This is a genomic window from Klebsiella sp. CD33 (assembly GCF_051992865.1).
GTDB lineage: Bacteria > Pseudomonadota > Gammaproteobacteria > Enterobacterales > Enterobacteriaceae > Klebsiella > Klebsiella pneumoniae.
Genome location: NZ_CP197023.1, coordinates 4,469,490 through 4,482,350, shown reverse-complemented (window position 1 = coordinate 4,482,350; position 12,861 = coordinate 4,469,490). Strand labels below are relative to the sequence as shown.

Here is a 12,861-nt window from a genome sequence, read left to right as displayed (position 1 = left end):
TTAGTGGCCTTTTTGCGCCGCTAATCCCGGCGCGGCGGCGGCGTCCTCACGCTGGCTCATTGGAATGCGGGTAAGCACCAGCGCGCCGACGATCAGTAATCCGGCGACAAACCACAGCCCGGAGCTAAAGCTGCCGGTGGTATCGCGCAAAATGCCGATCAACAGCGGGCTGACGGCAGAGCCGACGTTGCCGATAGCGTTGATCACCGCCAACGCCACCGCGCGCGACTGCAGGCTGATCACCCGATCCGGGGTGGTCCAGAAAATGGCCATCGCGGTAAAGGATCCCACCGAAGCCATAATAATGCCGATCAGTTGGATCAGGCTGTGGTGCGTTGCCGAAGCCAGCAGCCAACCCGCCGCGGCGAACAGGTAGGGCAGGATGGTATGCATCTTGCGCTCTTTGCGGCGGTCGGATCGGCGGCTCCACCAGATCATGCCGAAAATAGTGCAGAACTGCGGGATCGCCGCCAGCAGGCCAATCATGATGTTGCTGCTACCGGTGTTGAAGCTCTGCAGGATCTGCGGCGTCCAGATATTAATGGCGCTGAGGGTATTGGTCAGGCAGAAGTAGGCGAGGGTATACATCAGCACCGCTGGCGTCAGTACTTCGCGCAGCGTGGAACGCGGCGAAGCCGGGACGATCGCCGCATGTTCCCGTTCGCGATCGATCATCGCCATCAGCGCCTGTTTCTCTTCGTTATCCAGCCAGTTGGCTTTATCCGGCGTGTCGTTGAGGAAGAACCAGGTGACGACGCCGAGCACCACCGACGGCAGGCCTTCCAGCAGAAATAGCCATTGCCAGCCTTTCAGGTTCCACAGGCCGTCGAGCGCCAGAATATAGCCGGAAAGTATCGAGCCGAGCATCATGGTCACCGGCATGGCGATCATAAACAGGGCGTTGGCGCGGGCGCGATGGTAGGCCGGGAACCACCAGGTCAGATAGACGAGGATCCCCGGCAGAAAACCAGCCTCGGCGATGCCGACCAGCATGCGCAGGATGTACAGCGTATGCGGGCTGGTGGCGAACATGGTGCAGGTCGAGGCGATCCCCCAGACCACCATGATCCCGGCGATCCAGCGGCGCGCGCCAACTTTCGCCAGCATGATATTGCTGGGGATCCCGCACAGCACGTAGGTGACGTAGAACAGCGTCGCCGCCAGGCCGAACATGGTGGAGGTCAGGCCGAGATCTTTACCCATCGTCAGACCGGCAAAGCCGATATTAATTCGATCCAAAAATGAGAAAACAAAGAGAACAAACAGGAAGGTAATCAGGCGGCGGAACAGCTTTTTGATCACTCGGTGTTCTACTTCAACGGCTTTATTATCATTGTGTTGCAGGGTAGAGGTAGTCATGTTGCGCTCCACATTATCCGTTCAATAGACGGATTTATTGTTATCGGTTGTGGTGGTTGCGTTGTGGGTAAACCGGGCCGCCAGCGCTTCTGCGCCGCGGGCCAGCAGGGTGGTATCGACGCCGACGGCGACGAACAGCGCGCCCAGTTCGAGATAGCGTTTCGCCAGCTGTTCATTAGCCATCAGGATCCCCGGCGCTTTACCGGCCTGACGGATTTGCTGGATGGCATCTTCAATGGCGGCCTGCACTTCCGGGTGCTGCGGATTGCCGCCGTGGCCCATATCAGCGCTGAGATCCGCCGGGCCGATAAACACACCATCTACCCCGTCGACATCGAGGATCTGCGGCAGATTTTTCAGCGCTTCGCGAGTCTCAATCTGTACCAGCACGCACATGGCGTCATTGGCCTGGTGGATATAATCCGGGACACGATTCCAGCGTGAGGCGCGGGCCAGCGCGCTGCCGACGCCGCGAATGCCGGCTGGCGGATAGCGGGTGGCTCTGACCGCCAGCCGCGCCTCTTCGGCATTCTGCACCATCGGCACCAGCAGGCTTTGCGCGCCGACATCCAGCAGCTGTTTGATCTGCACCGGATCGTTCCACGACGGACGCACCACCGGCTGGCTGGGGTAGGGCGCAATGGCCTGCAGCTGGGTCAGCACCGTTGGTACATTGTTGGGCGCGTGTTCGCCGTCGATCAGCAGCCAGTCGAAGCCCGCGCCGGCCAGCAGTTCGGCGCTGTAGCTGCTGCACAGTCCAAGCCACAGGCCGATTTGCGGACGCCCGGCCTTGAGCGCCTCTTTAAATGCGTTGTTCATGTTGCTCTCCTCAAACAAACCGGCAGCTGATGGCGCCCATGTTGCCGTAGTCGACGTGGAAGGTATCGCCCTTGCGCGCCGGGACCGGGCGGGTGAAGGAGCCGCCGAGGATAATCTGCCCGGCTTCGAGCTGGACATCGTACGGCGCCAGCTTGTTGGCCAGCCAGGCCACGCCGTTGGCCGGATGATTGAGTACGCCCGCGGCGACGCCGGTCTCTTCAATTACGCCGTTGCGATACAGCAGGGCGGAGATCCAGCGCAGGTCGAGCTCGTCCGGTTTAATCGGCCGGCCGCCGAGGATCACCCCGGCGTTGGCGGCGTTGTCGGAGATAGTGTCGAACACTTTGCGCGGACGCTGGGTTTCCGGGTCGATGTTGTGGCAGCGCGCGTCGATAAGCTCCAGCGCCGGGATAACGTAGTCGGTGGCGTTGTAGACATCAAACAGCGTGCAGTTCGGGCCGCGCAGCGGTTTGGCCAGCACGAAGGCCAGCTCGACTTCAATACGCGGCACGATAAAGCGGTCGGTGGGAATATCGCTGCCGTCGTGAAAGAACATATCGTCGAGCAGCGCGCCGTAGTCCGGCTCGCTGATCTGCGAGCTGGCCTGCATCGCTTTAGAGGTCAGGCCGATCTTGTGGCCTTTGAGCACGCGGCCTTCGGCGATCTTCATCTCGACCCACTCGCGCTGGACGGCGTAGGCGTCCTCAATGGTGATCGACGGATAATCCAGCGAGATCGCGCGGATCTGTTCACGCTGCTTTTCGGCCTGGTTCAGCCGCTGGGCAATCAGGGTACGGGTCTGTTTATCGAGCATAGAGATTCCTGTGGCATTGCATTGCCGGATGGCGCTTCGCTTATCCGGCCTACAAATTCATGGCCGTTGTAGGCCCGGTAAGCGCAGCGCCACCGGGCAATTTGCACATTATTTAAATAACGCGTGCACGTTGTTTTGTTTGTAGTTCAGCGTCGGGTCGAGCTCTTCCATGGCGAACGACAGCGCCAGATAGCGGCTCTCCATTAGCGTCGCGAAGTGGGATTTGATCAGCGCGAACAGCATATCTCCCACGTCCTGACGGCTCTCCAGGCTGCGCCCGGCGCCGATCTTCAGGGTCATATGCACGAAGGCGTAATCCTGCCTGCCGTCGGCCATCTGCCAGGTATCCAGCCAGTGGGCGCGGCTGCGGATCCCGCCGATCGGAAAGATGCCGGTGGCGGCCAGCGCCTCGTTGACTTTGGCGAACAGCCCAGGCAGATCGGCCTGCTCGCGGATGTTGTCGGTACATTCGGCGATAAAATGCGGCATGGGGCCCCCTTACGCCTGCGCTGGCAACGGGAACACGGCGTTAACCTGGCCGGTACCGGAGCTGGCGAATAGCTCGGTGATAAACTCCACTTTGCCGTCGTATTTATCCCAACCCAGCAGACCGAGCAGCATCACCGTGTCGTGCATGTTGCCTTCGCCGTAGCAGTAGTCGGCATACTCCGGCAGCATGGTGCAGAACTCTTTGAATTTGCCCTCGCGCCACAGCTTCACCACCCGCTCATCCATTTGATGGTCAAATTCGCGGGTGTAGCTGTTCATCCCCTCTTCGGCGCGCTGGTCGTCGATAAAGCGGTGCGACAGCGAACCGCTGGCCAGCACCGCCACGGTGCCGTCGTATTTCTCAATGGCTTTGAGGATCGCTTCGCCCAGCCTGCGGCTATCGGCAAAGTCGTGAACGGTACAGAAAGCAGAGATAGATACCACCTTGAAGTGCTTATCGCTGTTCATGTAGCGCATCGGCACCAGGGTGCCGTACTCCAGCTTCAGGCTGGGAATATTGTGCGCTTTGGCACGCACCCCGAGCTTCACCGCCTCGTCGGCGATAAGCTGGCCCAGCTCCGGGTTGCCGTCGTAGTCGTAGGTCATGTCGCGAATGAAATGCGGCAGTTCGTTACTGGTGTAGACGCCCTGAAAATGGTCGGCGCAGTTGATGTGGTAGGCGCTGTTGACCAGCCAGTGGGTATCGAACACGATGATGGTATCGACGCCCATTTCACGGCAGCGCTTGCCAATTTCTTTATGCCCGTCGATCGCGCCCTGACGGCAGCCGTGGTTTTTCCCCGGCAGCTCAGACAGATACATCGACGGCACGTGAGTGATTTTTGCTGCTAACGCTAACTTACCCATATCAGACTCCCCATTTCGGGATCGGATGGTCGCCCATCGAGATGCAGACGTTTTTCATTTCGGCGAACACTTCAAAGCTGTACTCGCCGCCTTCGCGGCCGGTGCCGGAGGCCTTCACGCCGCCGAACGGCTGACGCAGGTCGCGCACGTTCTGGGTGTTGACGAACACCATCCCGGCTTCAATACCGCGCGCCAGACGCAGCACTTTGCTGACGTCCTGGGTCCAGATATACGACGCCAGGCCGTATTCCACATCGTTCGCCAGGCGCAGCCCTTCCGCTTCGTCTTTGAACGGCAGCAGGCAGGCGACCGGGCCAAAAATCTCTTCCTGGGCGACGCGCATACGGTTGTCGACATCCGCCAGCACCGTCGGGCGCAGGAAGTTGCCGGCTTTCAGATGCGCCGGCAGGTCGGACGGTTTATCCGCGCCGCCGGCCAGCAGGGTGGCGCCCTCTTCAATGCCGAGGCGAATGTAGCCGGACACTTTCTCCCAGTGCTGCTTGCTAATCAGCGCGCCGACCTGGGTATTCGGATTGGTCGGATCGCCCACGCGCAGGCGGTTGGCGCGCTCGGCGAAGCGTTTGACGAACTCCGGATAAATACTCTGCTGAATGAAAATGCGCGAACCGGCGGTGCAGCGTTCGCCGTTGATCGAGAAAATGGTGAACAGCGCGGCGTCGAGCGCGCGCTCGATATCGGCGTCTTCAAAAATCAGCACCGGCGATTTTCCGCCAAGCTCCATGGAGTACTTTTTCAGGCCGGCGTTTTTCATAATGTTGCGGCCGGTGGCGGTGCCGCCGGTGAAGGAGACGGCGCGCACATCATGATGGCGTACCAGCGCGTCGCCAGCGGTGGCGCCATAGCCCTGCACCACGTTGAGCACGCCAGCCGGGATCCCGGCCTCCAGCGCCAGCTCGCCCAGACGATCGGCGGTCAGCGGCGACAGCTCGGACATTTTCAGCACCGCGGTATTGCCCAGCGCCAGGCACGGCGCCACCTTCCAGGTGGCGGTCATAAACGGCACGTTCCACGGCGACACCAGCGCGCAGACGCCAACCGGTTGCACGAGGGTGTAGTTGAGCATCTTGTCATCGACCGGATAGGTCTTGCCGTTCATCTGCTGGCACACTTCGGCGAAAAATTCGAAGTTATGCGACGCCCGCGGGATCAGCACGTTTTTGGTCTGGTGGATAGGCAGGCCGGTATCGGCGGTTTCCATCGCCGCGATCTCCGGGACGTTCTGATCGATAAGATCCCCCAGGCGGCGCATCAGCCGCGCGCGCTCTTTCATCGGCAGGTTAGCCCACTTCGGGAAGGCCTCTTTCGCCGCCGCTACCGCCTGGTTGATTTCGGCTTCGCCGCCGGAGGCGACTTCAGCCAGTACCTCGCCGGTGGCCGGGTTGGTGGTATGAAAATAGTCTGCGCCGGCAACGTTTTTACCGTTGATCCAATGGTTAATCTTTTTCATGACAGTGTCTCCTCATACGCTTGCTGGCTGATGATATGGTTGACCAGGCGGCCCACGCCCTCGACTTCAACGATTACCTCGTCGCCCGGCACCACATCGGATAGCCCTTTCGGCGTGCCGGTGGCGATCATGTCGCCCGGTTGCAGGGTCATAAATTCGCTTAAATAAGCGATGAGGAACGGGATGCTGAAGATCAGATCGGCGGTGGTGCCCTGCTGGCGCAGTTCGCCGTTGACCCAGGTGCGCAGGGCCAGATTATGCGGATCCGGGATCGCCTCTTTGGCGACGATCCACGGGCCAATCGGCGTCAGGGTATCGCGGCTTTTCACCCGCAGGTTCGGGCGGTAGTAGTTTTCCAGATAGTCGCGGATCGCGTAGTCGTTGCACACGGTATAGCCAGCGACATAATCCATGGCCTCGGCTTCGCTGACGCGGCGCGCGGTTTTCCCGATCACTACCACCAGTTCGGCTTCGTAGTGCATGTATTCGACGTTATCCGGGCGTACCGACTGCTGCTGGTGGCCAATAAAAGTGTTCGGCGCTTTGATGAATACCAAAGGCTCGGTTGGCGGTTTAAACTCCAGCTCGCTGGCGTGGTCGGCGTAATTCAGCCCCAGCGCGAACAGCGTGCCGTCGGCGGGCGGCAGCCAGCGGAATTCGCCTTCTTTCAATACCGTGCCATCGTGCAGGCGCACCTGATCGCGTTCATCGACCAGCACGTCGCGTACCTGTCCCTGCCATTCAATACGTGCCTGTTTCATGCCAGCTCTCCTTCTGCGACAACCGGGTTTTCGAGCGCCGGGAAACCGTCGGCGAGAATACGTACGCGGTCGCCGGGGCGCAGCGTGACGCGAGAGTGGGGCGTGCCGATAAGGATCGCGTCGCCGGGATTGAGGGTGGCGAACTCGCTTAAGGCGCTAAGCAGCTGCGCGGCATTTCGCTGCAGATCGCCGGTATTCCAGCTATCCGCCTCGCGGCCGTTAATTTCGGTGATGATGGTTAGATCGTCGACGTTGCGTACCGCCGATAGCGCGCCGATGGGGCAGAAGCCATCGCGGCATTTGGCTTTGATCGCCGGGCGATAAAAACTCTCTTCCGGCAGGCTAACGTCGTTAGCCAGCGCGTAGCCGGCGATATAGTGCGCTGCCTCTTCCGCCGCCACTTTACGCGCGGTTTTGCCGACAATCAGCGCCACCGTCGCGCCGCTTTGTACGGTCTCGCCCTGCGGATGGGGAATGGCTTCGCCATCGCCAATCACGGTATTGCGGGGTTTGATGAACCAGACCGCGGTTTTCGGCGGCGTCTTGTAGGGGGCCTGTTGAAACGCTTCGCGCCAGGCGTCGAGCTGGCTGCGATGATTGAGCGCAACGGCGAAGATGGTACCTTTCATTCACCACTCCTCTGGTACTGATTATCGATTCGAAGGAATTTCATTAATATGTTAATGATCATCTTTTATTCTTTGCGCGCCGGTTTGGCAAATAGAAGTGAATGTTTTGTGATCGGATTAACACAATATTTACATAACAATTACTTATTTGTTATAAATCAATAGATTGAATATTTTTCAGGAAAAGACTGGTACTTTTCAGGTGCAGAAACCGGTTGTACATGGCAGGATGAACGCTAATTATTAAGTTATTAATAAGTTTTTGGTGAGGCTGTTGAGGGGATACTATGCATGATTCATTAACCATTGCCTTGTTGCAGGCGCGTGAAGCGGCGATGGCCTACTTTCGACCGATCGTCAAACGGCACAATCTCACCGAACAGCAGTGGCGGATCGTGCGAATTCTCGCCGAACGTCCGTCGATGGACTTTCACGATCTGGCCTTTCGCGCCTGTATCCTGCGCCCCAGTCTGACCGGTATTTTGACGCGTATGGAGCGGGATGGGCTGGTGCTGCGCTTAAAGCCAGTTAACGATCAGCGCAAGCTGTACGTCTCGCTGACGCCTGCCGGAACTGCGCTGTACGAAAGCGCCCAGGCGGAGGTGGAAGAAACCTATCGCCTGCTGGAGGCCCAGTTCACCACGGAAAAGCTGCAGCAACTGACCTCCCTGCTGGAGGAGTTTATTGCGCTTGGCGTCCCTGCCGGGCGCGGCGATGAAGAAGAGTAGCGGTTACGGCTCGGCGCTCAGCCTGGCGAGGGCAATAAGCGTTTCCGCGCGGGCGGGGGACAGCGGCTCTCTCGGCTGCGGCAGCGGCCAGCCATACAGCCAGCGGGCGCTGGGTCAGTTTGGCCTGCAGCCAGTCGTCGGCGGCAGCCACGTCGCCGCAGCGCACATCTTCGCAACGGCACAGCAGGCTCTCCGGCGTCGCCGCGTTTTTCAACGACTCCGCCAGCCGGAAGGTGCGGTTGATGGCCGCGGCGAAGCGCTGCCAGCGCTGCAGCAGAGGATCAGTTTCTGCCAGTAAACCACGCCGCCGCCGTCGGCGGTTTCAAACAGCGCGTTGTGCACGGAGGGGCGGGCAATCAGCCGCGCGCCCTTCACCTTCCGGATGGCGGCGATGTCGTTGGGGATTTACTACTGGGGCGCGCGCAGCTGCCTGCCGCAGGCTAACTTTAGCGGAGACGAAGAAGAGTAAAGGAGAACAGTATGGAGTCGGTAACTCTATCGTTACCTGAAGCTTATGACCTGGCGCTGGAGGTACTCAGCGCCAATGGATTTAGCGCCGACCACGCGGCGGCGATTGCCCGCAATGTGACCGCCGGGGAGCGCGACGGCTGCGCTTCCCACGGCCTGTGGCGGCTGTTGGGCATTGTCGATACCCTGCGCAAAGGTAAGGTATCGCCCGATGCCGAGCCGCAGATCCATGACCATGCGCCGGGGATTGCGCGGGCGGACGCCGGGGGCGCTTTTTCACTGCTGGCCTACGAGCGCGCGCTGCCGCTGATGCTGGAGAAGGCGCGCCACAATGGCATTGCGGCGCTGGCAATTAATCGCTGCGTTCATTTTTCCGCGCTGTTTGCCGATATTGAGCCGTTGACCGAGGCAGGGCTGGTAGGGCTGGCCTGTACGCCAAGCCACGCCTGGGTCGCCCCGGCGGGCGGCACACGTCCGCTGTTCGGCACCAACCCCATCGCCTTCGGCTGGCCGCGGCAGGATAAGCCGCCGTTTATTGTTGATATGGCGACCAGCGCCGCGGCGCGCGGCGAGATCCAGCTGCATCAGCGCGCCGGCAAAGCGCTACCGGAAGGCTGGGGAATCGACAGTCAGGGACAGCCAACGACCGATGCCGCAGAGGTGCTGAACGGCGCGATGTTGACTTTCGGCGGCCATAAGGGCTCGGCGCTGGCGGCAATGGTTGAGCTGTTGGCCGGGCCGCTTATTGGCGATATGACCAGCGCCGAATCGCTGGCGTGGGATAACGGCGCGGGCGGTCTCCCCTACGGCGGCGAGCTGATTCTGGCGCTGGATCCGCAGCGCTTTCTCGGCGCGCAGGCACCAGAGCAGCTGGAGCGCGCCGAAACGCTGTTCATGGGTATGCAGGAACAAGGGGCGCGGCTGCCGGGCGAGCGGCGTTTTGCCTGCCGCCAGCAGAGTGAACGGCAGGGAGTCATTGTCAGTCGTTCATTGCATGATGAGATTTGCGCCTTGCGCCAGGGCGGGTAAGGCGCGAAGCGCCGCTACCCGATACATCCCCCGGCTCGTGCTACGCTTAGCCGGGCTACCGAACGTCGCGGGTTGTGTAGCCCGGGTAAGGCGCGAAGCGCCGCTATCCGGATGCCTGTCAAAACAGCGTGTCGAGCTCGTCCAGCACGTTGTAGTCGTCATCGACCAGCAGCAACGTCTTCCACTTATCAAAGGTCAGACACGGGTGCGAGGTGCCGAACAGCAGAATATCGCCGACCTGCACATCGCTGCCCGGCGCCAGGCGCAGCATACAATGCTGATCCATGATGCCGGTGCTGACGATCGACTCCGCGCGCAGCGCTAACTGCTGGCCATTACGATAATGGGCGATCGGCTGCGGCAGCCCGGCGTCGAAAGCGCAGTCGCGCTTGCCGAAATTCACTACCGCGCGATCCGCCTCCGGCACCGATTGCACCATCGCCATCAGCTCCAGCGCTGAAGTGAGATCGCCGGCGAGATCGCAGGCAATCGGATCGCGGGCGATCAGCGCTTGTTGGGCGAGATCGTAGATCCCGCGATCGTGGGTGATATAACAGCCAGGGCGGATGACGATACGGCAGCGGCGCGGTTTTGCCGCCGCCAGCCAGATGTTGCACACCACGTCATACCAGACGGTGCCCGCGCCGGTGAGAATAAATTCGCCGTCAACCAGCGGCTCCATGCGGCAGGCAAGCGCCGCGGCCTGCTGTAACAGCGCTTCCACCTGCGGCTGCGGATCGTCGCCGTGCAGCACCCCTTCATACAATTCCAGTCCGCGTAGCCGTAACCCCGGCAGGTCGCTTACCCGCTGCGCCAGCGCCAGCGCGTCATCAACGCTACGACAGCCGCAGCGCCCGCCAGGCACGCCAAGTTCAATCAGCACATCCAGCGTTTGTCCCTGGTCTGCGAAGAATGTGGAGAGGGCGCGCACGTTGACCTCGCTATCGACGCAGCAGATAAAATCCACCGCCCGATAGTGGGCTTTTAGCTGCGCGACCACCTGCATATTGGCTTTGCCGACCAGCTGATTAACCATCAGGACGCGTTGGATGCCGCTGGCCATTGCCGCGCTAGCCTGCCAGGCGCTGCCTACGCCGATCCCCCACGCCCCCGCTCGCTGCTGCGCCTGAAATATCCATGGCGTCATTGTCGTTTTACCATGCGGCGCCAGCGATACGCCGCGGGCGTCGGCGTAGCGCTGCATCCATGAAATATTATTTTCCAGCGCCGACTTTTTTAGCAGCGCGGCGGGTAGACAGACCTCTTCCGCCAGCAGATTAGCCGGCGCGGACATGAGGGCGGATTTGTGCGGGATGAGCGGTGCTGAATGGTATTTCATAACACTATCCTTTCAGGGTTTATAATCGGTTAGTCGCTGGGTATCATTTATAACTATTTGATAAATATATTTTTAATATAAAAATGTTATTCTTTTTGAATAAAAGTATCATAAAACGATCTGAGTTTTGCGTAGTTTTCCACTGTTTTTTGCGCTTGTAAATGGTTAACTTATCGGCATGTCGAAAGGGAGTAATTGCTATGAAAGTTGACTGGCTTTTCAAAAACGTCACGGTGATCGACGGGAGCGGCGGGCCGCAATACCGTGCTGATGTGGCGGTGAAGGGCGATCGAATTATGGCTATCGCCCCGGCGCTGGACGTTGCGGCGGAGCAGGTGATTGATGGCCAGGGGCGGGTACTGGCGCCGGGCTTTATTGATGTGCATACCCATGATGATATCAACGTGATCCGCATGCCGGAGTACTTGCCGAAGCTCAGCCAGGGGGTGACGACGGTGATCGTCGGCAACTGCGGGATCAGTGCGGCGACCGCCACCATGCGGGGGGAAGTGCCGGACCCGATGAATCTCCTCGGCGAGCAGCAACACTTTATCTATCCCACCGTGGAGGCTTATGCCCATGCGGTGGAGGCGGCGCGACCGTCGCTGAATGTCGGCACGTTAATCGGTCACACCGCGCTGCGTAATAACCATATGGACGATCTGTTTCGTCCGGCGAACGAGACGGAAATCGCCGGCATGCGCGTACAGCTACGCGATGCGCTGCGCCAGGGAGCATTAGGGCTCAGTACCGGGCTGGCCTACGCCAGCGCCTTCCAGTCGACCACCGAGGAGGTGATGGCGCTGGCGGAAGAGCTGGCGGCCGGGAAGGGCGTCTATACCACCCATTTACGTTCAGAGTTTGAGCCGATTCTCGAGGCGCTGGACGAAGCCTTCCGTATTGGTCGCCACGGCAACGTGCCGGTGGTGGTTTCGCACCACAAGTGCGCCGGGGCGAAAAACTGGGGGCGTACCAAAGAGACGCTGGCCTTTTTCGATGAGATGCGCCAGCAGCAGGATATCGCCTGCGACTGTTATCCCTACTCCGCCAGCTCGTCGACGCTGGATATGAAGCAGGTGACCGACGAGTTTGATATCGTGATCACCTGGTCCGAAGCGCAGCCGGAGCAGGCGGGGAAAACGCTGCAGCAGATCGCCGATGAGTGGCAGGTGAGCCTGCACGACGCCGCGGCGCGGCTGATGCCGGCGGGCGCTATTTATCACAACATGGATGAGCAGGACGTACGGCGGGTGATGCGCTATCCGGTCACCATGATTGGCTCTGACGGGCTGCCGAACGATCCGATGCCGCATCCGCGCCTGTGGGGCGCCTTCCCGCGGGTGCTCGGCCACTATAGCCGCGACGAGCAGCTATTCCCGCTGACTACCGCGGTACACAAGATGACCGGGCTGTCGGCGGCGCGCTTCCAGCTGGCGGATCGCGGGCTGGTGAAAATTGGCTACTTTGCCGACCTGGTGCTGTTTGACCCGCAGACGGTGCGCGATGTCGCCAGTTTCTCCGACCCGAAACGACCGGCGGACGGCATTGAGGCGGTGATGGTCAACGGCGTGATGAGCTACGGCAGTGATAAGAAAATTACCGGACGGGCAGGGCGTTTCCTGCGTCGTCGGATGGACTAAGGAGTTGAGTATGAGTATCAAGCGTTATGGCGTAGAAGGCGGTACCGGTACCGGCGGGCAGCACCTGCCGTTCGCGCGGGCGGTGGAAGCGGGAGGCTGGCTGTACGTTTCCGGCCAGACGCCGATGAAGGACGGGGAAGTGGTGGAAGGCGGGATTGTCGACCAGTCGCGTCTGGCGATTCAGAACTGCGTAGATATCATGACCGAAGCGGGCTACACCCTGGCCGACGTGGTGCATGTTAAAGTGATCCTCACCGATGCGCGCTATTTTCAGTCGTTCAATAAGGTATTTCGCGAGTTCTTTGGCGACAACCCGCCTGCCCGCATCTGCTGCGTAGCGGACCTGGTGGTGGATTGTAAAGTCGAAGTGGATGTGACCTGTTTTAACGCTGCGCGACAATAACGCTCGAAACCTAAAATAAATCCCTCCCTTTGCGGGAGGGAGCATCAA

Annotated in this window: 14 protein-coding genes and 2 pseudogenes; 4 read left to right on the top strand and 12 right to left on the bottom strand. The window is 60.2% G+C overall.

Translation table 11 applies throughout. The features are described from left to right. From hpaX to ACR809_RS21950, 9 genes and pseudogenes are all read right to left on the bottom strand, one after another. Positions 1–1,359 (bottom strand): 4-hydroxyphenylacetate permease, encoded by a 1,359-nt coding sequence (gene hpaX, locus ACR809_RS21990; RefSeq protein ID WP_122051570.1) that lies wholly within the window; start codon positions 1,357–1,359, stop codon positions 1–3. A 21-nt stretch (positions 1,360–1,380) separates the two neighbouring features. Beyond that, positions 1,381–2,178: a 4-hydroxy-2-oxoheptanedioate aldolase gene (hpaI, locus tag ACR809_RS21985; protein ID WP_122051569.1), complete on the bottom strand. Its 798-nt coding sequence runs from the start codon at positions 2,176–2,178 to the stop codon at positions 1,381–1,383. Between the two features lie 10 nt (positions 2,179–2,188). After that, positions 2,189–2,992 (bottom strand): 2-oxo-hept-4-ene-1,7-dioate hydratase, encoded by an 804-nt coding sequence (hpaH, locus tag ACR809_RS21980; protein ID WP_002887487.1) that lies wholly within the window; start codon positions 2,990–2,992, stop codon positions 2,189–2,191. 108 nt (positions 2,993–3,100) lie between these two features. Then, positions 3,101–3,481 carry a 5-carboxymethyl-2-hydroxymuconate Delta-isomerase gene (locus tag ACR809_RS21975; RefSeq protein ID WP_004151392.1) on the bottom strand — a complete coding sequence of 127 codons (381 nt, stop codon included), beginning with the start codon at positions 3,479–3,481 and terminating at the stop codon, positions 3,101–3,103. Positions 3,482–3,490: 9 nt separating this feature from the next. Then, a complete protein-coding gene (gene hpaD, locus ACR809_RS21970) occupies positions 3,491–4,348 on the bottom strand; it encodes a 3,4-dihydroxyphenylacetate 2,3-dioxygenase (RefSeq protein WP_002887492.1) in 858 nt (285 codons plus the stop codon). A gap of 1 nt (position 4,349) precedes the next feature. Next, entirely contained in the window at positions 4,350–5,816 is a 1,467-nt protein-coding gene (gene hpaE, locus ACR809_RS21965) for a 5-carboxymethyl-2-hydroxymuconate semialdehyde dehydrogenase (protein WP_023280836.1), read from the bottom strand. Further along, the gene (locus ACR809_RS21960; protein WP_020079698.1) at positions 5,813–6,577 is read right to left on the bottom strand and encodes a fumarylacetoacetate hydrolase family protein; all 765 of its coding nucleotides are present in this window, start codon (positions 6,575–6,577) and stop codon (positions 5,813–5,815) included. The genes hpaE and ACR809_RS21960 overlap by 4 nt, the downstream gene beginning before the upstream one ends. Continuing rightward, positions 6,574–7,206, bottom strand: coding sequence for a fumarylacetoacetate hydrolase family protein (locus ACR809_RS21955; RefSeq protein ID WP_023280837.1), 633 nt, complete (start codon positions 7,204–7,206; stop codon positions 6,574–6,576). Before ACR809_RS21955 ends, ACR809_RS21960 begins: the two co-directional genes overlap by 4 nt. A 58-nt stretch (positions 7,207–7,264) precedes the next feature. Then, positions 7,265–7,429: pseudogene (locus tag ACR809_RS21950) on the bottom strand (hypothetical protein). Positions 7,430–7,493: 64 nt separating this feature from the next. Here ACR809_RS21950 and hpaR point away from each other — a divergent pair. Further along, positions 7,494–7,934, top strand: coding sequence for a homoprotocatechuate degradation operon regulator HpaR (gene hpaR, locus ACR809_RS21945; RefSeq protein ID WP_002887503.1), 441 nt, complete (start codon positions 7,494–7,496; stop codon positions 7,932–7,934). Between the two features lie 3 nt (positions 7,935–7,937). Here hpaR and ACR809_RS21940 read toward each other — a convergent pair. Beyond that, a pseudogene (locus ACR809_RS21940) lies at positions 7,938–8,202 on the bottom strand (FAD/NAD(P)-binding oxidoreductase); the annotation flags it as partial. A 212-nt stretch (positions 8,203–8,414) separates the two neighbouring features. Here ACR809_RS21940 and ACR809_RS21935 point away from each other — a divergent pair. Further along, positions 8,415–9,431, top strand: a complete 1,017-nt coding sequence (locus tag ACR809_RS21935; protein WP_122051568.1) for an Ldh family oxidoreductase — start codon at positions 8,415–8,417, stop codon at positions 9,429–9,431. 118 nt (positions 9,432–9,549) lie between these two features. Here ACR809_RS21935 and ACR809_RS21930 read toward each other — a convergent pair whose 3' ends face one another. Then, positions 9,550–10,770 carry an amino acid deaminase gene (locus ACR809_RS21930; protein ID WP_004177531.1) on the bottom strand — a complete coding sequence of 407 codons (1,221 nt, stop codon included), beginning with the start codon at positions 10,768–10,770 and terminating at the stop codon, positions 9,550–9,552. Positions 10,771–10,813: 43 nt separating this feature from the next. After that, the gene (locus ACR809_RS21925; protein ID WP_122051567.1) at positions 10,814–10,993 is read right to left on the bottom strand and encodes a hypothetical protein; all 180 of its coding nucleotides are present in this window, start codon (positions 10,991–10,993) and stop codon (positions 10,814–10,816) included. Between ACR809_RS21925 and ACR809_RS21920 the strand changes: the two genes are divergently transcribed. Further along, positions 10,971–12,410 carry an N-acyl-D-amino-acid deacylase family protein gene (locus ACR809_RS21920; RefSeq protein WP_002887553.1) on the top strand — a complete coding sequence of 480 codons (1,440 nt, stop codon included), beginning with the start codon at positions 10,971–10,973 and terminating at the stop codon, positions 12,408–12,410. The genes ACR809_RS21925 and ACR809_RS21920 overlap by 23 nt on opposite strands. A 10-nt stretch (positions 12,411–12,420) precedes the next feature. Further along, positions 12,421–12,813 carry a RidA family protein gene (locus ACR809_RS21915; protein ID WP_004177530.1) on the top strand — a complete coding sequence of 131 codons (393 nt, stop codon included), beginning with the start codon at positions 12,421–12,423 and terminating at the stop codon, positions 12,811–12,813. Positions 12,814–12,861: the final 48 nt, after the last annotated feature.

Bases quoted from the DNA above. Each gene is read 5' to 3' on its own strand.
- ACR809_RS21960 (WP_020079698.1), bottom strand. From the start codon at position 6,577: ATGAAACAGGCACGTATTGAATGGCAGGGACAGGTACGCGACGTGCTG.
- ACR809_RS21930 (WP_004177531.1), bottom strand. From the start codon at position 10,770: ATGAAATACCATTCAGCACCGCTCATCCCGCACAAATCCGCCCTCATG.
- hpaI (WP_122051569.1), bottom strand. From the start codon at position 2,178: ATGAACAACGCATTTAAAGAGGCGCTCAAGGCCGGGCGTCCGCAAATC.
- ACR809_RS21955 (WP_023280837.1), bottom strand. From the start codon at position 7,206: ATGAAAGGTACCATCTTCGCCGTTGCGCTCAATCATCGCAGCCAGCTC.
- hpaR (WP_002887503.1), top strand. From the start codon at position 7,494: ATGCATGATTCATTAACCATTGCCTTGTTGCAGGCGCGTGAAGCGGCG.
- ACR809_RS21975 (WP_004151392.1), bottom strand. From the start codon at position 3,481: ATGCCGCATTTTATCGCCGAATGTACCGACAACATCCGCGAGCAGGCC.
- ACR809_RS21920 (WP_002887553.1), top strand. From the start codon at position 10,971: ATGAAAGTTGACTGGCTTTTCAAAAACGTCACGGTGATCGACGGGAGC.
- ACR809_RS21915 (WP_004177530.1), top strand. From the start codon at position 12,421: ATGAGTATCAAGCGTTATGGCGTAGAAGGCGGTACCGGTACCGGCGGG.
- hpaE (WP_023280836.1), bottom strand. From the start codon at position 5,816: ATGAAAAAGATTAACCATTGGATCAACGGTAAAAACGTTGCCGGCGCA.
- hpaX (WP_122051570.1), bottom strand. From the start codon at position 1,359: ATGACTACCTCTACCCTGCAACACAATGATAATAAAGCCGTTGAAGTA.
- hpaD (WP_002887492.1), bottom strand. From the start codon at position 4,348: ATGGGTAAGTTAGCGTTAGCAGCAAAAATCACTCACGTGCCGTCGATG.
- hpaH (WP_002887487.1), bottom strand. From the start codon at position 2,992: ATGCTCGATAAACAGACCCGTACCCTGATTGCCCAGCGGCTGAACCAG.
- ACR809_RS21935 (WP_122051568.1), top strand. From the start codon at position 8,415: ATGGAGTCGGTAACTCTATCGTTACCTGAAGCTTATGACCTGGCGCTG.